Origin of the sequence: Stutzerimonas sp. S1 (genome assembly GCF_025966695.1) — a bacterium.
In the GTDB taxonomy this organism is placed as follows: domain Bacteria; phylum Pseudomonadota; class Gammaproteobacteria; order Pseudomonadales; family Pseudomonadaceae; genus Stutzerimonas.
In genome coordinates this window covers 187,530-207,253 of record NZ_JAOEIY010000008.1, presented here as the reverse complement: position 1 = coordinate 207,253, position 19,724 = coordinate 187,530, and the positions used below count along the sequence as shown (strand labels likewise).

Annotated in this window: 20 protein-coding genes and 1 tRNA gene; 9 read left to right on the top strand and 12 right to left on the bottom strand. The window is 61.3% G+C overall.

The genetic code is table 11. The features are described from left to right. The 3 genes from N8H22_RS18625 to N8H22_RS18615 form a co-directional block, all read left to right on the top strand. On the top strand, positions 1–1,164 hold a 1,164-nt coding region (locus N8H22_RS18625; protein WP_264591980.1), incomplete at its 5' end, for a hypothetical protein. Continuing rightward, positions 1,164–2,204, top strand: a complete 1,041-nt coding sequence (locus N8H22_RS18620; RefSeq protein WP_264591979.1) for a tyrosine-type recombinase/integrase — start codon at positions 1,164–1,166, stop codon at positions 2,202–2,204. The genes N8H22_RS18625 and N8H22_RS18620, both read left to right, overlap by 1 nt. An 8-nt stretch (positions 2,205–2,212) precedes the next feature. Continuing rightward, positions 2,213–2,308 (top strand) — tRNA-Sec (locus N8H22_RS18615). 38 nt (positions 2,309–2,346) lie between these two features. Here N8H22_RS18615 and N8H22_RS18610 read toward each other — a convergent pair. The 8 genes from N8H22_RS18610 to N8H22_RS18570 all read right to left on the bottom strand — a co-directional run bounded on the left by N8H22_RS18610 (position 2,347) and on the right by N8H22_RS18570 (position 7,881). Continuing rightward, positions 2,347–3,375, bottom strand: a complete 1,029-nt coding sequence (locus tag N8H22_RS18610) for a tyrosine-type recombinase/integrase (protein ID WP_264591978.1) — start codon at positions 3,373–3,375, stop codon at positions 2,347–2,349. Beyond that, the gene (locus N8H22_RS18605) at positions 3,375–4,655 is read right to left on the bottom strand and encodes a hypothetical protein (RefSeq protein ID WP_264591977.1); all 1,281 of its coding nucleotides are present in this window, start codon (positions 4,653–4,655) and stop codon (positions 3,375–3,377) included. Before N8H22_RS18605 ends, N8H22_RS18610 begins: the two co-directional genes overlap by 1 nt. A 57-nt stretch (positions 4,656–4,712) precedes the next feature. Continuing rightward, on the bottom strand, positions 4,713–5,003 hold the full coding sequence (locus tag N8H22_RS18600; protein WP_264591976.1) for a hypothetical protein: 291 nt from the start codon (positions 5,001–5,003) through the stop codon (positions 4,713–4,715). A 108-nt stretch (positions 5,004–5,111) separates the two neighbouring features. Then, complete coding sequence (locus N8H22_RS18595) at positions 5,112–5,498, bottom strand: hypothetical protein (protein ID WP_264591975.1); 387 nt, start codon at positions 5,496–5,498, stop codon at positions 5,112–5,114. Beyond that, on the bottom strand, positions 5,491–5,706 hold the full coding sequence (locus N8H22_RS18590; protein ID WP_165594146.1) for a hypothetical protein: 216 nt from the start codon (positions 5,704–5,706) through the stop codon (positions 5,491–5,493). The genes N8H22_RS18595 and N8H22_RS18590 overlap by 8 nt, the downstream gene beginning before the upstream one ends. Then, a complete protein-coding gene (locus tag N8H22_RS18585; protein WP_138411637.1) occupies positions 5,703–5,924 on the bottom strand; it encodes a DNA-binding protein in 222 nt (73 codons plus the stop codon). Before N8H22_RS18585 ends, N8H22_RS18590 begins: the two co-directional genes overlap by 4 nt. An 810-nt stretch (positions 5,925–6,734) precedes the next feature. Then, positions 6,735–7,163, bottom strand: coding sequence for a hypothetical protein (locus N8H22_RS18575; protein ID WP_264591973.1), 429 nt, complete (start codon positions 7,161–7,163; stop codon positions 6,735–6,737). Between the two features lie 82 nt (positions 7,164–7,245). Then, positions 7,246–7,881: a hypothetical protein gene (locus N8H22_RS18570; RefSeq protein ID WP_264591972.1), complete on the bottom strand. Its 636-nt coding sequence runs from the start codon at positions 7,879–7,881 to the stop codon at positions 7,246–7,248. A gap of 485 nt (positions 7,882–8,366) precedes the next feature. Here N8H22_RS18570 and N8H22_RS18565 point away from each other — a divergent pair, with 485 nt between their 5' ends. Further along, positions 8,367–8,684 (top strand): hypothetical protein, encoded by a 318-nt coding sequence (locus N8H22_RS18565; RefSeq protein WP_264591971.1) that lies wholly within the window; start codon positions 8,367–8,369, stop codon positions 8,682–8,684. A 44-nt stretch (positions 8,685–8,728) separates the two neighbouring features. Here N8H22_RS18565 and N8H22_RS18560 read toward each other — a convergent pair whose 3' ends face one another. Then, on the bottom strand, positions 8,729–9,193 hold the full coding sequence (locus tag N8H22_RS18560) for a glycine cleavage system protein H (RefSeq protein WP_264591970.1): 465 nt from the start codon (positions 9,191–9,193) through the stop codon (positions 8,729–8,731). Continuing rightward, positions 9,190–9,564 carry a DsrE family protein gene (locus N8H22_RS18555; RefSeq protein WP_264591969.1) on the bottom strand — a complete coding sequence of 125 codons (375 nt, stop codon included), beginning with the start codon at positions 9,562–9,564 and terminating at the stop codon, positions 9,190–9,192. Before N8H22_RS18555 ends, N8H22_RS18560 begins: the two co-directional genes overlap by 4 nt. A gap of 146 nt (positions 9,565–9,710) precedes the next feature. On the opposite strand from N8H22_RS18555, the gene cfaB reads away from it, so the two are divergent. Beyond that, positions 9,711–10,892, top strand: a complete 1,182-nt coding sequence (cfaB, locus tag N8H22_RS18550) for a C17 cyclopropane fatty acid synthase CfaB (protein WP_264591968.1) — start codon at positions 9,711–9,713, stop codon at positions 10,890–10,892. A 39-nt stretch (positions 10,893–10,931) separates the two neighbouring features. Here cfaB and N8H22_RS18545 read toward each other — a convergent pair whose 3' ends face one another. Both N8H22_RS18545 and N8H22_RS18540 read right to left on the bottom strand, forming a co-directional pair. Next, complete coding sequence (locus N8H22_RS18545; RefSeq protein WP_264591967.1) at positions 10,932–11,783, bottom strand: universal stress protein; 852 nt, start codon at positions 11,781–11,783, stop codon at positions 10,932–10,934. A 14-nt stretch (positions 11,784–11,797) separates the two neighbouring features. Then, positions 11,798–13,285, bottom strand: a complete 1,488-nt coding sequence (locus tag N8H22_RS18540; RefSeq protein WP_264591966.1) for a SulP family inorganic anion transporter — start codon at positions 13,283–13,285, stop codon at positions 11,798–11,800. Between the two features lie 361 nt (positions 13,286–13,646). Here N8H22_RS18540 and N8H22_RS18535 point away from each other — a divergent pair, with 361 nt between their 5' ends. The 4 genes from N8H22_RS18535 (at position 13,647) to tssA (ending at position 19,715) form a co-directional block, all read left to right on the top strand. Beyond that, complete coding sequence (locus tag N8H22_RS18535; protein WP_264591965.1) at positions 13,647–15,410, top strand: ATP-binding protein; 1,764 nt, start codon at positions 13,647–13,649, stop codon at positions 15,408–15,410. Between the two features lie 34 nt (positions 15,411–15,444). Then, positions 15,445–16,788, top strand: coding sequence for a sigma-54 dependent transcriptional regulator (locus N8H22_RS18530; RefSeq protein WP_264591964.1), 1,344 nt, complete (start codon positions 15,445–15,447; stop codon positions 16,786–16,788). 107 nt (positions 16,789–16,895) lie between these two features. Then, the gene (locus N8H22_RS18525) at positions 16,896–17,798 is read left to right on the top strand and encodes a D-hexose-6-phosphate mutarotase (RefSeq protein ID WP_264591963.1); all 903 of its coding nucleotides are present in this window, start codon (positions 16,896–16,898) and stop codon (positions 17,796–17,798) included. A 357-nt stretch (positions 17,799–18,155) separates the two neighbouring features. Beyond that, the gene (gene tssA, locus N8H22_RS18520; protein WP_264591991.1) at positions 18,156–19,715 is read left to right on the top strand and encodes a type VI secretion system protein TssA; all 1,560 of its coding nucleotides are present in this window, start codon (positions 18,156–18,158) and stop codon (positions 19,713–19,715) included. Positions 19,716–19,724 lie beyond the last annotated feature (9 nt).

The following is a 19,724-nucleotide window of genomic DNA, read 5'->3' as shown; positions in this document are numbered from 1 at the left end:
CTGCGTTGCGGCGTCGATACGGTCCGCCAGCTGTATCGCGGGCTGATCCGCCCGGAAATCATGGCGCTGTTCGAGAAACCGGGCGCGATGGTCGAGTTCGCCGGTGAGATCTGGCATTCGGGCCGGGTGGGTCGGGATTCCGGCTACCAGTACAAGCTCCAGAATGCCGACCTCGGCTTCATCCTGCTGATCAAAAACTTCAATGCCAAGCTCGAACAGGTCGGCCCACACCTGAAAATCGAGGTGTCGCCGCACGCCATCGACGCGCTGTCGCCGGAACGTCTGCAAGAACGCATGGACTATTACGCAGCGGCAGTCATGACGCACCGCGAACGCAACCAGTGCGCCGTCCATCTGGCGTTGGACCTGCAAGGCTGGACGCCTCCCGCCGACCTGACTGCCCGCATGCACTGCCGCGCACGCGCCAACCGCGATATCTCCGGCATCAAAGAAATCCAATGGACTATGGAAGCTGCCACCTATGGCAAGGGTCAGTCGTTCCTGTTCGGCTCTGCCGGTGGCGTACAACTCGGCATCTACAACAAGACCCTTCAGGCTCGCGCCCAAGACAAGCTGGATTACTGGGAAAGCGTCTGGCGTCGCAGGGACTCGTTCGATGCTGAAGACCCGGACAACTACGATCCGACTCAAGAAGTGTGGCGCGTCGAGCTGCGCTACCACCATTCGGTCATCCAGCAATTCGCTAGCGGCTCGGTGGATGTGAAAACCGGCGAGGCCATTAATACGGACTCGTTTGCGGCGTTCTCGGCGCATCTGGAAGGGCTGTGGCGCTATGGCCTGGGGCAATTCAAGCTGCTCGCCCGCCCTGGCTATTACGAACCGCTCTGGACGCTGATTCGCGACGATGTGCGGGTCGATCTGCCAGTCGATTCCCTGGTCGATGAAACGCAGTACAAGCGGTACTACAAAACCTCGCGCGGCTTCTCGGGCAAGAACGTGGAGCTGTTCCTGGGAAACTTCGTAAGCCTACTGGCACGGGAGCGGGTGGGCGCTAAGAAGGCATTCGAGACGCTTCAGCAATGGGAATGCTGGCCGGTGATTCGCGATCACTACGCCTCGAAGGATATGACCGAACGCGACCTGTACAAGCACATTAAGAGCCTGCTCCAAGAGCGGCATGTGAGGTGGGGGCGAGCTGTCTAATGGCGATTCAGCAACTGCCGGACGGTCGTTGGCGGGTCGATGTTGAACCGATCAAGGGCAAGCGCTTCCGCAAGACGTTCAAGACCAAGGGCGAGGCCCAGCGCTTCGAGGCAACCTGTCGATCCAAGCTGATCGAAAGCCCGCAGTGGTCACCCAAGCCAAAGGATCGCCGCCGCCTCTCCGAGCTGGTGGATTGCTGGGGTCGCCTGCACGGTGGATCGCTGGCCGATTACGAAGGCCGTCGCGTCATCCTGGATCGCATGGTTGAACGCCTGCGGGACCCGGTAGCGATCACGTTCACGGCGACGGACTTCGCGGAATACCGCGCGAAGCGAATCGCGTCAGGCATCAGCCCTAAGACGCTGAACAATGAACTCTCCTACCTGCGTGCGCTGTTCAATGAGCTGCGGCGACTCGGTGAAATCGAGTTCGAGAACCCTCTCGCCCTGCTCCGCGCGATCCGGCTGCAAGAGCGGGAACTGTCCTACCTCGACGCTCAGCAGATCGACCGACTCTTCCAAGTGCTGCGCAGCATGACGCACCCGCATGTCGAGCTGATCGCCATGATCTGTTTGGTCACTGGCTGCCGATGGGGTGAAGCACAAGGGCTGACGATCAGCAGGGTTGGCGAGGGGATGCTCCAGTTCGTCAACACGAAGTCGAAGCGTCGGCGGGTCGTGCCGATTGATCCCAAGCTAGCTGATCGGATACGGCAGCACCTTCGAGAGCATGGCGCGTTCTCTAACTGCCGTGATCGGTTCGATGAAGCTGTTTCGCGTGCGGAACTGGGGTTGCCTGCTGGCCAAAAGTCGCACGTCTTGCGCCATACCTTTGCCTCCCACTTCATTGCGAACGGTGGCAATATCCTGACTCTGCAAAAGATATTGGGTCACTCGTCATTGGCGATGACGATGCGTTACGCGCACCTGTCGCCCGATCATCTGCAAGACGTGTTAGCGTTTGGTCCTGCTAGGGATTTTCGACACTTCTTCGACACTCCCTCTTCCGAGCCTCAACAGGCGCAGGAAAATCCGTTGTAAATCAATAAGGAAGGCAATCGCACCCGGTGGTGCGGCCGGGCTTCAAACCCGGTTGGGGGCGGCAGCCGTTCCCGGGTGGGTTCGACTCCCACTGCCTTCCGCCAATTCCCGCTCTGAAAGCCCCGAACTACGCGGCCTCCAGCTACTCGACCGGAGCGGCTTCGGCTTGGGTGTCGAAGAAGTGTCGAAAACCCCGAATCGGGCCGAGCGTAATCACGTCCTTAAGATAGTCCGGCGCGAGGTGCGCATAACGCATCGTCATGTTCAGCGAGGCGTGGCCCAGGACCTTTTGCAGCGTGAGGATGTTGCCGCCGTTCATCATGAAATGCGAAGCGAAGGTGTGCCGCAGCACGTGGCTTTTCTGTCCGGCCGGGAGCTTGAGTCCTGACATGTTGACGGCATAGTCGAAACTGTCGCGGCAGTTGGTGAACAGGCCGTGTTCCTGGAAGTGCTGGTGGATGCGGTCATGCAATGCCTGATCGATCGGCACGGAGCGTCGGCGCTTGCCCTTGGTATTCACGAACAGCACGTGTCCGTCTCGCACCCGTTCCGGTCGGAGCGCTTGCGCCTCTCCCCAGCGGCAGCCAGTGGCAAGGCAGATCGTCGCGACCATATAGGTATGCGGCGTCCGGCAATGGTCCTGGATCGCTCGAAACAGCTGGTCAATATGCGCGTCGCTCAGGTACGTCAGTTCGCGTTCCTGGAGCTTGAGCGGCTTTACCGAGGCCAACGGATTTTCATAGTCGATCTCGCCGAGCTGGCGGAGCACGTTGAACACCGAGCACAGGTAGCCGAGCTGGTTGTTCACCGTCTTGCCGCTTGTGCCCGAGGCGAGACGAGCCGCCCGGTAGGCCGTGTAGGTCGCGCCGGTCAGTTGGCTGGCTACCGGATTGCCCATTTCGCGGGCCATGCGGTTCAGTACCAGCTCCGTGCGGTGAATGTCGCTCAGCGCATGGCCGTGCAGCAGCCGCCAGCGTCCAATCAGTTCCAGCAGTCTGCGTCGGTCCCGTGGCTTTGGCGTCCAGTCCGGCTTGTCGATCACCTTGGCACGACAGGTCGCCTCGAATCGCAACGCCTCGGCCTTCGTCTTCACCGTCTTGCGGAAGCGCTTGCCCTTGATCGGCTCTACATCGACTTTCCAGCGGCCATCGTCGGTTTGCTGGATCGCCATCAGATAGCGCGCCCCCACCTCACATGGCGTTCCTGCAGCAGGTCTTTAATGTGCTTGTACAGGTCGCGCTCGCTCATATCCTTGGCGGCATAGTGATCACGGATGACCGGCCAGCAATCCCATTGCTTCAGGGTCTCGAATGCTTTCTTAGCGCCCACTCGCTCCCGTGCCAGCAGGCTTACGAAGTTTCCCAGGAACAGCTCCACGTTCTTCCCCGAGAACCCCCGACTCGTCTTGTAGTAGCGCTTGTACTCGGTTTCATCGACCAAGGAATCGACCGGCAGATCGACCCGCGCATCGTCGCGCATCAGTGTCCAGATCGGATCGAAGTAGCCGGGCCGGGCGAGCAACTTGAACTGGCTCAGGCCATAGCGCCACAGGCCGTCCAGATGGCCCGAGAAGGCGGCGAAGGAGTCCGTATCGATGGCTTGGCCGGTCTTAACATCGGTCGAGCCGCTGGCGAATTGCTGGATGATCGAATGGTGATAACGCAACTCGACGCGCCATACGTCCTGGGCCGGGTTGTAGTTCTCCGGGTCCTTGGCATCGAACGAATCCCGGCGACGCCAGACGCTTTCCCAGTAGTCGAGCTTGTCCGTTGCGCGGGCCTGCTCGGTCTTGTTGTAGATACACAGCTGGACGCCACCGGCAGAGCCGAACATGGACGTTTCCCCACGCCCGTAGACGCTGGACTTCGTCGCCCACTCCACCTGATTGATGCCCGAAATATCCCGGTGCGTTCTGGCCCGGCAGTGCAGGCGTGCCACCAGATCCACCGGAGGTTTCCAGCCCTGGAGGTCCAACGCCAGATGGACCGCACACTGGTTGCGTTCGCGGTGGGTCATCACGGCTGCAGCGTAGTAGTCCATGCGTTCCTGGAGCCGTTCCGGCGACAGCGCATCGATGGCGTGCGGAGACACTTCGATTTTCAGGTGCGGGCCGATCTGCTCCAGCTTGGCGTTGAAGTTCTTGATCAGCAGCACGAACCCGAGGTCGGCGTTCTGTAGCTTGTACTGGTAGCCCGAGTCCCGGCCCACTCGTCCGGCGTGCCAGATCTCCCCGGCAAACTCGACCATTGCGCCCGGCTTCTCGAACAGCGCCATGATCTCGGGGCGGATCAGCCCGCGATACAGCTGGCGGACCGTATCGACGCCGCAGCGCAGCAAACGGACCTTGGACAGATCGACGATTGCCGCCGTGCCCGGATCGACGAACAGACGTCCGTTGCGATCTTCACGGGCGAGCATGTCCAGACGGAGAAAATCTTTTGGTTTAGCCATTTCGTTCACTTCCTAATGCTGATTAATGCGGTTCTCAACCTTCGTTTATCTGACGTGTTACAGGGACGTCAGCGGGGGCGCGCGCACGCCGGCACAGGCCACGCGCCCGCTACGCTCCGCGTAGAGCTGTGCAGGCGTGCGCGCGCTTTTGGCTGGCCATGCGGTAACCGCGTCGGAAAACGCTTCGGTCGGATCGTCCGGGCAGGGTTGTTCCTGGATGAAGGTCGGCAGGTAGGGATGGTCGGGCGGCGGCGTGCCGTCCAGGGCGATGCAGAGCGCGAGGCAGGCCAGCCCGAGAAGCAGGTGCGGCAGGCAGAGATAGGCGCGGCGCGACAGAGCGAAGAACACCAAGGGCGCCGCCCTTGTCATCCCGCTCTTGCCGCCGAGGGCTCGGGAGCGTGGGGTGGAAAAGCTACCCCACACTCCTCGCGATAGGCTGGTCATGGTCGTGCAGGGTCAAGGGTGCGCTGCGCCCGTGCTTCCGTTCGACGGGACGGTGAAGCTGTCCCGACGAGCCGGGAGCGCGGCCCCTGACCTTTCAGCGTTAGGGAGGGCGACGCGGCCCAGTACGTTGCCGGAACCGTGCCGGTCGCGGTACCGCATCGCCCTGATGGTAAGAATGTCCACGAAGGGGATTTCGCTTGGCGTGCGCCCGTCGTCGACGAAGCTCACCGCCATGAAATATGGGTAATCCCAGACGCCTTCCTTCGCCAGCACGACGCCGACGATGTGCACGCAACACCAGTAAGGCGGCTCACCTTCGTCCATGTACAGCTCCAGCAGCACGGACTGGCCGATGTAAGCCTTGGCAGCTTCAGCATCCAGGGTGACGGGCTTATGCATGGCTGTAGTCCCCTTCCTTGAATTCCTTTTTGCCTTTCTTCAGGTCGGCCCGCAGGCGCGCGAGGTTGACCATGCGGAAGTCCGCGAGGCGCATGGTCGGGATGGTGCCGGTGGCGGCCCAGTCGGCAACCTCTTCGACGGATACGCCGCTCATTTCGGCGAAGGTTTTGAGGCTGCACAGGTCGAGGCTGTCGTCTGCCTTGCTCATAGCGTCCACTCCTGTTCGAGAAGCTGCTGATGCAGCAGGGCCACGTTGACCATCGTGCGCTTGCCGACCTTCTGCGAAGGCAGGTAGCCACGCTCCAGCCAGGTGCGTACCACGATGGGTTCGTCGCCCATGCCGATCCACTCGGCGAACTTCGGCCACGGCATCAGGGGCGGGGCGCCGTGCAGCTTCTGGGAGTCGATCCCTTCTGGTGGTAGCATTCCCGTGATCTCCGCTTTGTTCTGCTATATCCAGCATTAGATGCATTACAAATAGTGCAAGGCACGGACAAGAATATAGGCTAGCCTTCACATAGAAACCACCACTATGTGCAAGCTTTTTAGACGTTTTCGGAATGATAAGAGAGAGATTGATATCCGTTTGGGACAGCCAAGGGCTCTCGGCGCCTAAGCTCGAAAAGCTGACGGGTATCGACCGAAGCAGCTGGTATCACCTGCGAAACGGCAAGAGACGTGCAAACGAAGAAGACATAGAGGCCATCGTAAAGATGTTCCCTCAATATGCGTTTTGGATTGCAAGCGGGCAGATTGCCCCGGAGATCGGCCAGACCAGCCCCGACTACGACGAAGCCAACCGAAACTTGAGCCAACCCAGCGCGGGATAGCAATCACACGGACAGTAACTAGGCGATGGTATGCCCGAGCGCAGGGAGCCAAGTATGACTAAAGCAATTCAGGGGTAACGGCAAGCCAAGGGGCGGTTTAGACCGCCCCACAGCGAGCGAAAATAAGCTACTTGTTATGCTGCCTTGTTATTCCACCTAACTATTCAGGTCGACAGGAGGGCAGGAAACATTAATTAACTTATGACAACTTTTGCAGCTAACCAACTCGCATACCCCTCCCGCCCCAACTGTATGCGGACACATTGTAACGTCAAAGCCATCATCCTTTTCACAGTACGGACACTTGGGATAATAGCCTAGTTTGCTCTCTACACTTTCCATTTTAAATCTCCTGCACTGGAAGCGGGGTGCCGATTAATGCGATAGCATCAACTGGCTAGCTAGATTAGTCGCTAACTTTTCTGATCTCCAAGAGAGTATCTGTATAGTCGTTTTCGAAGCGCTCTTTGCTAATGCATGCTTCACATAGACTTCTGACTTCTGCAGCCCATCTTGTGTATACGATAAGCCTCGCAAAGGATTCACCAAAAGTCATTCCTTCTGCAGAATCAAAATTTGCAGGAATGCTTCTCAGCAACTTATCGAGCATTTCCTCCTTTTCTGCATCAGGAATTTTTATAGGCGAGTTCTCCTGGATTAACTGATAGCCAAATTTCCTCATATACGTTGGACTATCTTTTTCCATAACTATCTGGACACCAATTTGAGTGTAATCCTTGCTAAGCACAGGCTTATGAAACAAATAATAGTTCCCCACCAACGCAACTACCGCAGCCAGCAAAGGCGATAGAAAGTGTTCTGCCATCCATTTCATTTAAGAATCCATATTTATCAATCTGCACTATTTTTATTTTACAGCATTAGAGATGCGATCAGACGTTCTAACGGCGAGAACCCTAATTATATATTCCTTTTCGATGAAGATAAGAAAGAAGGCACCGCTCACCATTTTCACGCGCCATATCTAATGCTTGCGAATAATCGTCATCTAGATACTCAGCTAAATAAAGCGCCTGTCTCGCTTCGATAACATTCGGTGTATCAGGGCTCGCTGGCGTTGAAAAATCTCGTATTATTTCCAGATAATCATTAACCAAATGAATGATATCTGTAAGGTGCCTGCTAAACGGCAGGTAAATATCGTGCGCTTTCGAGCCAATCAGTACTCTTAGATCAAGCCTAGCGGATTGAAATTCCTCCAACTTCAGAACATATTCCTCAATTCTCTTCTGATAGGCTTCAAGCTCTGAAATTCGCCAACGCTCATTTTCAGTCATCCCCCCAATTTCCTCCGGAGTGAACACCTTTTCTTCTATCGAGCTAATTGGCATGCGAAGTTTAATTACGGCACTAGACATAACATGACTTTGCTTAACTAGCTCTCGAGCAGCAGAATACACCTCCTTTCCAACCAAATCTCGCTTCCATACCCGGACCCCATGAACCCCTAAGCCTATCGTCACCAGCGCAGCGAGCGCCAAGAGGGAATCTTTTATTAAAGAAATCCACTCCTTAATTTCAGGATCAGGCATATTATTATTTCCGCAAACAACAAAAAATCGGCACTTAATTTTAGTCAACTATACCGAATAGCAAATTACACGGAAACCCAGCTTCTTTTAAGTCATCAATAATACTGTAGCCAACCTCTTCGATACAGCGTGCAACAGCGACAGCGTACCGATGTCGAAAAAGTGTCGAAATCACTGCCAGTCACAGCGGAACAATGCAATCGAGCTAGGCCGGCAAGCCTAGAAAAGCCGAAGACAGCGGGTTACTGCAAGCAAAAAAAACGAGTTCGACTCCCACTGCCTTCCGCCAATTCCGTCTCGCATGCCAAACCCTCTGGCGGACGTGTCATGAGTGGCCGGTTGCGAGTCGGCGGTCTCACCGGCAACGACCAGCGCTCGGCCGCCCCTGATCGCAGCTCGCGCCGTCAGTGGCAAAGCGCTATCGATTTTTTATGAGAAGCACATCACAATCGGCGTTTTCTTTCCAAGGACAGGAGAGACCCTTTGTGAGTAACACTCCCGACGAGCGCCGCGTCTTTCATGCGCTGCGCGACCATGTCGACTGCCTGCTCGCCGCCGGTGCATCCATTACCGGCCGAGATCCGGTTCGACTGAGCCTCAAGGGCCACACCTTGACGGTACAGCAAGGCATGCTGGTCAACGAAAATGGCTATCAAGATCTGATCGAAACGCTGGCCGATTACCAATGGTCGGACAAGCGCACGCGCAACGTGGCAATCGACCTCTGCATCCAGCAAGTGGATCGAGCGATCGACCAGGCCTGCCTGAGCTGCCTTGACGACCCGCCACCGAAACAATGCTGACAGCTGCACTCGCAGGACTTGCCCGGCCGCCCTTCGCTAGCGGTTCACTTCCATTGCAGTGCCTGGACGTGGGCATTGGTCGGGTCGAAATTGTCCAGCCGCATGCGCTCTTCGATGGCCTCCAGCGCAGCCTCGCCGCGGAGGAATTCGCCGCGCACCGCGGACCAGTCCGACGGCTGTATGCGCACCATCCAGCCTTCGCCGTAGCAGTCCTGATTGATCAGGGCTGGACGCTGCAACAGCGCTTCGTTCACTGCGCTCAGCTCGCCTGCCAGCGGGCTGCGCGCCGAGGAAGCGGCCTTGGCGAATTCCACCACACCGAAGCTGCGTTCACGCTCGATGCGCGCGCCGACGCGCTTGGGGGTAAAGGCGAAAATCTGCCCATAGAGGGCGCAGCCGTAGGCGGTCAGCCCGAGCGTCACGCTGCCGTCATCCTCCTCGCGCAGCCACAGGCTGTGCTCGGGCGCGTAGAGCAATGCATCGGGGAAGTCCAAACCATGCAGTCTCATAGGCTCAGCACCCGTTCGAACTCCAAAATCATCTGGGCCAGCTCCCCGCCACTGGAAATCTCGTCCAGCTCGTCGATCAGCGTCGTCGCCTCGATCACCACCCCCGGTTGCCGACACATCAACAGCCGCGCACCAGCCTGCTTGGCCTGGCGAATGAAGTGCGACACCGGCTCGCCATCGATCACCGCGCGAAGCGAATTGGCCACCTCACGGCGCGCCAGCTGGGTACCTTCGCCGGTCAGATAGAGGGTGACCTCGGCATCCATGCAGGCCAGCAGCGTGGCGATGTGGAACGGCGCCGCGCAGCGCGCCGGCGTGCTGGGCCCGCTGGTCACGAGGATCAGGACTCGCTGAGGTGAGGATGCATCCATAAGCCACTCCATAAGACGGCAACAATAGCTCGTTTGCAGGCGAGTCGCTGCCGTTAGGCACATGGGCTGAAACTATCACGACCATAGCCTACAGTTTCAATTTGTTGGACTACGATTTCTTCGATGGAATGACAGGAGATCCAAGCATGCTCGCGACATTGCTTCCGGCCCTGAGAGAACTCGGTCTGCCGTTGCGTCTGCGCCTGTGGGACGGTAACGACATCGATATCGGGCCATCCCCCTGCGTCACCCTGGTGATCAAGGACCCCAGTCTGGTGACTCAATTGGCCCGACCGAGCCTCGATCTGCTCGGCACCGCCTATGTCGAAGGCCAGATCGACCTGCAGGGGCCGGTCAACGAGGTGATCCGCATCGGCGATGTGATTACCCGGGCGCTGGGCGAGGACGACTTTCCGCTGCCTTCGCGCGAGGCGCACGATAAGGCGACCGACGCCGAAGCCATTTCCTACCACTACGACCTGTCCAACGACTTCTATCGGCTCTGGCTGGACAAGGACATGGTCTATTCCTGCGCCTATTTCGAAACCGGCAGTGAAGACCTCGAACAGGCGCAGCAGGCCAAGTTGCGTCACCTGTGCCGCAAGCTGCGGCTCAAACCTGGCGAGCGACTGCTGGACGTCGGTTGCGGCTGGGGTGGCCTGGCTCGCTATGCCGCCCGCGAGTTCGGCGCGAAGGTATTCGGCATCACCCTCAGCCGCGAACAGCTCGAACTGGCCCGCGAACGGGTGGCCGCCGAAGGACTGCAAGAGCAGATCACCCTGGAGCTTATGGATTACCGGGATCTGCCGCAGGATGGCCGTTTCGACAAGGTCGTCAGCGTCGGCATGTTCGAGCACGTCGGCCACGCCAACCTGCCGCTGTACTGCCAGCGGCTGTTCGACGCCGTACGTCCGGGCGGGCTGGTGATGAATCACGGCATCACCGCCCGGCACATCGACGGTCGCCCGGTCGGGCATGGTGCCGGCGAGTTCATCGACCGCTACGTCTTTCCGCACGGCGAGCTGCCGCATCTGGTGGGCATCAGCAGCAGCATCAGCGAGGCCGGGCTGGAAATCGTCGATGTGGAAAGCCTGCGCCTGCACTACGCGCGCACGCTGGACTTCTGGAGTGAGCGTCTGGAAGCGCAGCTGGAGCAGGCACAGCAGATGGTGCCCGAACGCGCGTTGCGCATCTGGCGCCTCTATCTGGCCGGTTGTGCCTACGGCTTTCGCCACAACTGGATCAACCTGCACCAGATCCTCGCCAGCAAGCCGCTGCCGGATGGCTCCCACGAGCTGCCCTGGAGCCGGGCGGACCTGTACAGCTAACTGCCAGCCGCGCCCGCGACGGGTGCCGGCGGGTACCGATCAGCGCAGTAACAGCAGCGGCGTGCGGGTGGTGCGGATCATGTTGCTGGTGGTGCTGCCAACGAAGAACTGGCGAATGCGTGAGTGGCCGTAGGCGCCCATCACCAACAGGTCGATACCGTGCTCGGTCTGATAGGCGTGCAGGGATGGCTCGACTTCGCCGTCACGAATGGCGATATGCACCTCAAAGCCGGCAGCGGTCAGCGCATCGCGAGCACCTTCCAGCTGTGCCCGGGCTTCGCTGCTGTCGCTGCCGACCATCACCAAGTGAATGGGCAGACCCCGGAACAGCGGGCTGCCGGCCAGCATCTCGACGCCCTTGAGCGTCGTGGCGCTGCCGTCGAATGCGAGCATCAGGCTGCGCGGCGGCGTGAACTGACCGACCGTGACCAGAATCGGCCGATGCATGGTGCGAATCACGCTCTCCAGCTGGCTGCCGATGTGCTGGATGGCATCGCCACTGTGTTCGCCCTGGCGACCGACCACCAGCAGCCGCGTCTCGTTCTGCAGGTCGCGCAGGGTCTCGACCAGATCGCCGTGCCGCTGCCGGCACTCGGGCTGGGCGACCCCCGCGGAAATCGCCCGCTGACGTGCCGCGTCGAGCATCATGCGGCCCTCTTCCAGTGCCAGCTTGGCGCGCTTCTCGTCCAGCGTCGCCAGTTCCTGCAGGAGAAACTCGCGGCTGCCCAGACCGATGATTCCGCTAAGATCGCCCGACGCCGGATACTGCTGCCGATCCAGCACATGCAGTAACGTCAGCGGCGCGCCCAGTTGCTGACTGGCCCAGGCGGCACAGTCGCAGACCGCAGCCGCTTGCGGAGAGCCGTCGATACAGGCCATTACGTGGGTCATTGTTGCTCTCCTGGTCAGTGGCTCATCAGCTTGTCGATGGCGTCGGGTTTGTCGTGCACGCCGAAACGATCGACGATGGTCGCGCTGGCTTCATTGAGACCCAGCACCTCAACCTCGGTGCCCTCGCGGCGGAACTTGAGCACCACCTTGTCCAGCGCCGAGACCGCGGTGATGTCCCAGAAATGCGCACGGGACAGGTCGATGGTCACCCGGCTCAGCGCTTCCTTGAAATCGAAGGCGCCAGTGAACTTGTCGGCCGAGCTGAAGAACACCTGCCCGACCACCTGATAGCGACGGCCGCTGCCGTCGGCATCCAGCGCCGAGTCGATGCTCATGTAGTGCCCCACCTTGTTGGCGAAGAACATCGCCGCGAGCAATACGCCGGCCAGTACACCGTAGGCCAGGTTGTGGGTGAAGACCACCACCACCACGGTGACCACCATGACGATGTTGGTGGAAAGCGGATAGTGCTTGAGGTTGCGCAGCGAATCCCAGCTGAAGGTGCCGATCGACACCATGATCATCACCGCCACCAGCGCGGCCATGGGAATCTGACCGACCCAGTCGCTGAGGAACACCACCATCAGCAACAGCACCACGCCGGCGATCAGCGTCGACAGCCGGGTGCGGCCGCCGGATTTCACGTTGATCACCGACTGGCCGATCATCGCGCAGCCGGCCATGCCGCCGAACAGGCCGGAGACGATGTTGGAAACGCCCTGGCCCTTGCACTCGCGGTTCTTGTCACTGGAGGTGTCGGTGAGATCGTCGACGATGGTCGCGGTCATCAGCGACTCCAGCAGGCCGACCACGGCCAGCGCAGCGGAATACGGGAAGATGATCGCCAGGGTTTCGAAGTTGAGTGGAACTTCCGGCCAGAGGAAGACCGGCAGGGTATCGGGCAGCTCGCCCATGTCACCGACGGTGCGGATATCCAGGCCGAAATACATCGCCACGGCGGTCATGCTGAGGATGCACACCAGCGGCGAGGGAATGACCTTGCCGAGCTTCGGCACATAGGGGAACAGGTAGATGATGCCCAGACCCGCGGCGGTCATGGCGTAGACGTGCCAGGTGACGTCCGTCAGCTCCGGCAGCTGCGCCATGAAGATCAGGATCGCCAGCGCGTTGACGAAGCCGGTGACCACCGAACGCGAAACGAAGCGCATCAGCGAGCCGAGCCGCAGGTAGCCGGCACCGATCTGCAGCACGCCGCAGAGCAGCGTCGCCGCCAGCAGGTACTGCAGGCCGTGCTCGCGCACCAGGGTCACCATCAACAAGGCCATGGCGCCGGTGGCGGCCGAGATCATCCCCGGGCGGCCGCCGACGAAGGCGATCACCACGGCGATGCAGAACGAGGCATACAGGCCGACCCGCGGATCGACCCCGGCGATGATGGAGAAAGCGATGGCTTCGGGAATCAGCGCCAGGGCGACGACGAGGCCGGACAGCACATCCCCACGGATGTTGGAAAACCAGTTCTGTTTGATCGATTGCAGCATCGGACTATCCAGAGCAAAAGCACCACCATGCTGGCCACGGGCGGGCAGCAGCAATACAAGGCGCGTTCTGTGTATGAATGATTCGGCTGTCACTCGGCGAAACGCACGGACAGCAGCGTAAGACCGCCGCATGACAGGCAGTCGCAAAGTGACGCGAGGGAGCGGAGCGCTATGGCGGACTAGACAGCCAGGTCATGGGTACTCGAGCTCTCGTCGGACGCCTCGCAAGGCACGGAGCGATTCAGGGCCGCGGAGGATACCCGAACGCGCCACGCGGTGCGACCGCAGCGCCGCGTGCAGGCTGGCAGCGCATCCACTGCGCTTTGGCTTACTATCGCCCGATAGCCGAAACGAGCCTTCCATGTCCGCCCTGCCCAGCCGCCTGCGCGTAATCCTGATCGTTGCGCTGATCCTTCTCGGTCTGTTGCTCAGCATGTACTGGGCCGGGCGCTTTGCCGAGCAGCGTGCCTGGGCCGAACGCAGCCAGGAAGCCCGCGGCCAACTGGAACTCTACGCCCAGGCCATCCATACCCAGGTCGAACGCTTCCGCTCGGTGCCGGCGCTGCTGGCGCTGGACAGCGACATCCAGGCGCTGCTCGCATCGCCTGCCGACCAGCGCCTGCGCAAACAACTCAACCGGCGGCTCGAGCAGCAGAACCAGGCCGCCGGCTCCTCGGTGCTCTACCTGCTCGACCGCAGCGGCGAAACCATCGCCGCCAGCAACTGGCGCGACTGGAGCAGCTTCGTCGGCAACAACTATGCGTTCCGCCCGTACTTTCGCGACGCCCTGGAGCGCGACAGCGGGCGCTACTTCGCCGTGGGCGTCACCACCGGCATTCCTGGCTACTTTCTCTCCAGCTCGGTGAAGAATGCCACCGGCGAGGTACTCGGCGTACTGGTGGTCAAGCTGGAGCTGGAAGACATGCAGCGCGACTGGGTCAGCCAGCCGGGCATCCTGCTGATCGCCGACTCGCTGGACATCGTCATCCTCACCAACCGCCCGGCCTGGCGCTTCCGCCACCTGCGTCCGCTCAGCGACGAAGTGCGTAGCCGCCTGGTCGATGCCCGTCGCTACGCCGAGCAAACCCTGCAGCCGCTCTACAGCGAACAACTGCAGCGCATCGACGAACACAGCGAGCGACGCCAGGTCGAAGGCCCGGACGGCCGTCATGACTATCTCTGGCAACGCCTCGAATTACCGGCCGAAGACTGGACCCTGCACCTGCTGCTGGAACCGCAATCGGTGATCGCCAGCGTGCGCAGCTATCGCCTGGCTGCCGCGGGCGTCTGGATGACCCTGGCCTTCCTGCTGCTCTATCTGGCCCAGCGGCGCAAGACCCGTCGCGTCGAGCAACGCAGCCGCAGCGAACTGGAGCACCTGGTAGCCGAACGCACGCGCGAACTGCACACCGCTCAGGACGAGCTGGTGCACGCCGCACGCATGGCCGCGCTGGGGCAAATGTCCGCGGCCCTCGCTCACGAAATCAACCAGCCGCTGACCGCGTTGCGCATGCAACTGGCCAGCCTGCGCCTGCTGCTCGATAACGGACGGGAAGACGAAGTACGCAAAGGGCTCGGGCATGTCGAGGGGCTGCTGGAGCGCATGGCCGCGCTGACCGGCCATCTGAAGACCTTCGCCCGCAAGAGCCCGGCCGGCCTGCGCCAGCGCCTGCGTCTGACCGACGTGCTGGAGCAGGCTCTGCAGCTGCTGGCGCCACGCATCCGCAGCGAGCAGGTCGAGGTGTTCCGTCAGGTGCCGAACGAGGCCGAGGTCAGCGGCGATGCCATCCGCCTCGAACAGGTGTTGATCAACCTCCTGCACAACGCTCTGGATGCCATGACCGAACGGCCGCAGCGGCGCCTGCGCATCGTCTGCCAACGTAACGGCAATAGCTGGCAGCTGAGCGTTGCCGACAACGGCGGTGGCATCGCTGCCGAGCATCTGGATCGGGTGTTCGAGCCGTTCTTCACCACCAAGGCGGTGGGCCAGGGGCTCGGGCTGGGTTTGGCGGTGTCCTACGGCATCGTCCGCGACTTCGGCGGCAGCCTCGAGGCCCACAACGACGGGCAAGGTGCGGTATTCACCCTGACATTGCCGGCTGCCGAGGCCGACGCCGCCGAGTAAACTGCCGCAGCGTATGCCAAGCGAGGATCGGGCAATGAGCGGGCAGGTAGTCTTCATCGACGACGAGGCGGCGATCCGTCAGGCCGTGCAGCAGTGGTTGGAATTGTCCGGTTTCAGCGTGCGCACCTTCGCCCGCGCCCGCGAGGCGCTGGCCGCAGTCGGCCGGGACTTTCCCGGCGTACTGATCAGTGACGTGCGCATGCCCGATCTCGACGGCCTCGGTCTGCTCGAGCGGCTGGTGGAGCTGGATGCCGACCTGCCGGTGATCATGGTCACCGGTCACGGCGACGTGCCGATGGCGGTGCAGGCGCTGCGCCAGGGCGCTTACGACTTCATCGAAAAACCCTTCACCCCCGAACGCCTGCTCGACAGCGTGCGCCGCGCCATGGACAAGCGCCGGCTGGTCTGCGAGAACCGCCAGCTGCGCGAACAGTTCACCCGCAAAGGCCGCATCGAGTCGCAGCTGCTCGGCGTCTCCCGCGCCATGGAAGCGCTGCGACGGCAGGTACTGGAGCTGGCCGGCACCGACGTCAACGTGTTGATCCGTGGCGAAACCGGCAGCGGCAAGGAGCAGGTCGCACGCTGCCTGCACGATTTCAGTCCGCGCGCCGCTGGCCCCTTCGTCGCCCTGAACTGCGCGGCGATTCCAGAAACCATCTTCGAGAGCGAACTGTTCGGCCATGAGAGCGGCGCCTTCACCGGCGCCCAGGGCAAGCGCATCGGCCGCATCGAACACGCCGCTGGCGGCACGCTGTTCCTCGACGAGATCGAGAGCATGCCACTCGCCCAGCAGGTCAAGCTGCTGCGCGTGCTGCAGGAGAAGACCCTTGAACGCCTGGGCTCGAACCGCAGCATCGAGGTCGACCTGCGGGTAATCAGCGCAGCCAAGCCCGACCTGCTGGAAGAGGTGCGCGGCGGCCGCTTCCGCGAGGACCTGCTGTACCGGCTGAACGTCGCCGAGCTGCACATTCCGCCGCTGCGCGAGCGTCGCGAGGACATTCCACTGCTGTTCGAGCATTTCGTAAGCCAGGCCGCCCAGCGCCACGGCCGTGCCGCCCCGCCGGTGACACCGGGTGAGCTGACCCAGCTGCTCGCGCACGACTGGCCGGGCAACGTGCGCGAGCTGATCAACGCCGCCGAACGCCATGCCCTTGGCCTCAGTACACCGGCACCCGCCAGCAGCGGCGGCCAGTCGCTGGCCGAGCAGATGGAAGCCTTCGAAGCACAATGCCTGCACAACGCCCTACACCAATGCAAAGGCAACATCGCCGAGGTCATGGCCCTGCTCCAGCTACCGCGCCGCACCCTCAATGAGAAGATGCAGCGTCACGGCCTGAGTCGCGGCGATTACCTGCCGGCCGGCAGCAGCGACGGCTGATCCATCGCGCTGCCGCACCCCTGCCGGCCGCCCGGGCAGCGGAATCCCACGGCCGCGGCGTAGTCAGAAAGGTCCGCCTCATTGCACAGAACATCCCAGAGAGCCCCATGCCTATCGACATCCAACGCATCGAAATGGACCAACTCGCCTGCTGGCGCATCCGCCGTGGCGATGACGAACTGCTGATCGCCGAACAGGGCGCGCAGATCCTCAGCTACCGCAAGGGCGAGGCGCCACCGATCATCTGGCTCAGCGAAGAAGCCGCCTTCCAGCACGGTCAGTCGGTACGCGGCGGCGTGCCGATCTGCTGGCCCTGGTTTGGCGACCTGGCGCGCAATCCGCAGGCCGTGCAGGCGAGCTACCATGGCGAACAAGCCGCACCTTTCCACGGTCTGGTGCGTGCGCTGCCCTGGCTACTGCGCGAACAGCGCAGCGAAGGCGATGCCGCCGTACTCGAGTTCCACTGCCCGCAGGCGCTCGGGCAACTGCCGGGCTGGCCACACCAAGTAGAACTCACGCTGCAGGTCCGCCTCGCCGACGACCTGCAGCTCACGCTGAGCAGCCACAACCGCGACAATCAACCGGTGGTCATCAGTCAGGCATTGCACAGCTATTTTGCCGTCAGCGACATCCAGCGGGTTGAGGTTGCAGGCCTCGCCGACCGGCCCTATATCGAAACCCTGGAGCAGTGGGAACAGCGCCAGCAGCACGGCGCTCTGCATTTCAACGGCGAGACCGACCGCATCTACCTCGAGCTGCCTGACACCCTCACCCTGATTGATGAGGGCTGGGACCGGCGCATTCAGCTCACCAGCAGCGGCTCCTCGTCGGCCGTGCTGTGGAACCCGTGGATCGCCAAGGCACAACGCCTATCGAATTTCGCCGATGATGCCTGGCGACGCATGCTCTGCATCGAAACGGCGAACGTGATGGACGATGCCGTAGCACTGCAGCCCGGCCAAACCCATCGCATTGGCTTGAAAGTTCAGGCAATAAAGGGCGCGTTATAACAACTTTTCCGAACCGTCCGTGATGCAGTAGCTATTTGCCTGTAAGTCATTTCGCACATGAAGTTATCGCATCTCGTACAGCGTAAGTTGTTGCGCGCGGCGTTCATTTCGGCCCCCTTTCAAATAGTTCCGCATTAACCCGATTAATATTTTTCTATGTTAGTCGGGTCACATTTTCTGCCTTGAATGGCACATTCCATGCGCCTAGGATGCCCACCCCATGAGGTTGCTGCGCAATTACTTGCGCAACAAAAGTGCGCAAGAAGTTGCACACCCCTCTCGAGAAACGCGCCTTGCAATATATGAAGACGCGTTTCAAAAGTTCACGGATAGAACTTGAGCGTCACGGAAGACCCCATGCATGCCAGCGCACTCAGCCAGCATTATCTGGAACTCGCCAGAAAGCCGGTCAATGACAGCAATTTCGCCGGTGACGATATTCGTTACAGCAGCGAGTTCGAGTCGTTGGAAACCGAACTGGCCAAGGCCGGCGCGCTGCACCAGACTACCGGCATCGACTGGCAAAAGGTCCGCGAGGGCAGCGAGGTGTTGCTCGCCTCGCAGTCCAAGGACCTGCGCGCCGCCGCCTGGCTGACCTGGAGCCTGTTCCAGCGCGAGTCCTTCGCCGGGCTACAGGCGGGGCTGAATTTGCTGCAGTACCTGTGCAGCAATCACTGGGCCGAGCTGCATCCACGCAAGCCGCGCACCCGCGCCGCCGCCATCAACTGGTTGCTGCCGCGGCTGGAACAGACCTTTTCCGAAGACGTCCCGGTTGGCGAACAGCTGCCACTGTTTCGCAGCCTCGCCGAGCAATTGCATGCGCTGGAGCAGTGCCTGTCCGGCCATCTGGGCGAAGACGCACCGCTGCTGCTGCCGCTGTGCCGTCAGCTCGACGGCATGGTCAAGCGTGCCAGCCAGGGACAAGCGCAGCCCGGTACGGTCGGCGCGGCCATCGCGCAGGTCAAGCAGGTCGCCAGCCAGGTCTTCGCTCCCGGTTCACCGATCGAAAACGACAAGGAAGCGCTCAAGGCCGTGCGCAACCTGCAGGAGCAGGCGCGCCCGCTGACCGCCTGGTGGCTCAAGCAGCGCACCAGCGATCTGCGCCCCCTGCGCCTGGCGCGAACCCTGCTCTGGCTGAGCATCGACAGCCTGCCGGAGCACAACAGCGAGCAGATCACCGCGCTACGTGGCGTACCCGCCGACAAACTGGCCAGCTATCGCGAACGCTTCGCTCAGGGGCAGTACGCCGACCTGCTGGTGGACCTGGAAAACAGCACCTCGCGTGCGCCGTTCTGGCTGGACGGCCAGCGCCTGGCCTGGGAATGCCTGCAGGAGCTGGCGGCCGAACAGGCCATGCGCGAGGTGGAGATTCAGCTCGCACTGTTCCTGCAACGCCTGCCGCGCCTGGAGGAGCTGCGCTTTCACGACGGCACCCCGTTCGCCGACGCCGAAACCCGCGCCTGGATCAGCGGCCAGGTCCTGCCCCATGTGCAGCCTGCCGCCGCGAGACAGGAAGAACCGCCTGCCGTGGGCGGCGTACAGCCGAGCTGGGAGCTGGCGTTGCAGGAAGCGCTGCCGCTGTTGCGCAAGGAAGGCCTCAAGCCTGCCGTACAGCAGCTCAAACAGGGCCTGGCACGCGCCCGAGGCGGCCGCGAGCGTTTCTTCTGGCAGCTGAGCCTCGCCCGCCTGTGCTACCAGGCCAAGAAATACGAGCTGGCCAAAACCCAGCTCGAAGCACTCGACCAGCAGCTCGAGGCCAGCGGCCTGGGCAGTTGGGAACCCGATCTCGCCCTCGAGGTACTGCGCCTACTGCACAGCTGTTGCGAGCTGCTGCCGCAGAACCACGCCGTGCGTGAAAGCAAGGATGAGATTTACCGCAGGCTGTGCCACCTCGATCTCGAAGTGGTGCTGGATTAACGCAAAGGA

Bases quoted from the DNA above. Each gene is read 5' to 3' on its own strand.
- N8H22_RS18605 (WP_264591977.1), bottom strand. From the start codon at position 4,655: ATGGCTAAACCAAAAGATTTTCTCCGTCTGGACATGCTCGCCCGTGAA.
- N8H22_RS18560 (WP_264591970.1), bottom strand. From the start codon at position 9,193: ATGAGACTGCATGGTTTGGACTTCCCCGATGCATTGCTCTACGCGCCC.
- N8H22_RS18585 (WP_138411637.1), bottom strand. From the start codon at position 5,924: ATGCTACCACCAGAAGGGATCGACTCCCAGAAGCTGCACGGCGCCCCG.
- N8H22_RS18525 (WP_264591963.1), top strand. From the start codon at position 16,896: ATGCCTATCGACATCCAACGCATCGAAATGGACCAACTCGCCTGCTGG.
- N8H22_RS18620 (WP_264591979.1), top strand. From the start codon at position 1,164: ATGGCGATTCAGCAACTGCCGGACGGTCGTTGGCGGGTCGATGTTGAA.
- N8H22_RS18555 (WP_264591969.1), bottom strand. From the start codon at position 9,564: ATGGATGCATCCTCACCTCAGCGAGTCCTGATCCTCGTGACCAGCGGG.
- N8H22_RS18540 (WP_264591966.1), bottom strand. From the start codon at position 13,285: ATGCTGCAATCGATCAAACAGAACTGGTTTTCCAACATCCGTGGGGAT.
- N8H22_RS18545 (WP_264591967.1), bottom strand. From the start codon at position 11,783: ATGACCCACGTAATGGCCTGTATCGACGGCTCTCCGCAAGCGGCTGCG.
- N8H22_RS18595 (WP_264591975.1), bottom strand. From the start codon at position 5,498: ATGCATAAGCCCGTCACCCTGGATGCTGAAGCTGCCAAGGCTTACATC.
- N8H22_RS18530 (WP_264591964.1), top strand. From the start codon at position 15,445: ATGAGCGGGCAGGTAGTCTTCATCGACGACGAGGCGGCGATCCGTCAG.
- cfaB (WP_264591968.1), top strand. From the start codon at position 9,711: ATGCTCGCGACATTGCTTCCGGCCCTGAGAGAACTCGGTCTGCCGTTG.
- N8H22_RS18610 (WP_264591978.1), bottom strand. From the start codon at position 3,375: ATGGCGATCCAGCAAACCGACGATGGCCGCTGGAAAGTCGATGTAGAG.
- tssA (WP_264591991.1), top strand. From the start codon at position 18,156: ATGCATGCCAGCGCACTCAGCCAGCATTATCTGGAACTCGCCAGAAAG.
- N8H22_RS18570 (WP_264591972.1), bottom strand. From the start codon at position 7,881: ATGCCTGATCCTGAAATTAAGGAGTGGATTTCTTTAATAAAAGATTCC.
- N8H22_RS18535 (WP_264591965.1), top strand. From the start codon at position 13,647: ATGTCCGCCCTGCCCAGCCGCCTGCGCGTAATCCTGATCGTTGCGCTG.
- N8H22_RS18575 (WP_264591973.1), bottom strand. From the start codon at position 7,163: ATGAAATGGATGGCAGAACACTTTCTATCGCCTTTGCTGGCTGCGGTA.
- N8H22_RS18590 (WP_165594146.1), bottom strand. From the start codon at position 5,706: ATGAGCAAGGCAGACGACAGCCTCGACCTGTGCAGCCTCAAAACCTTC.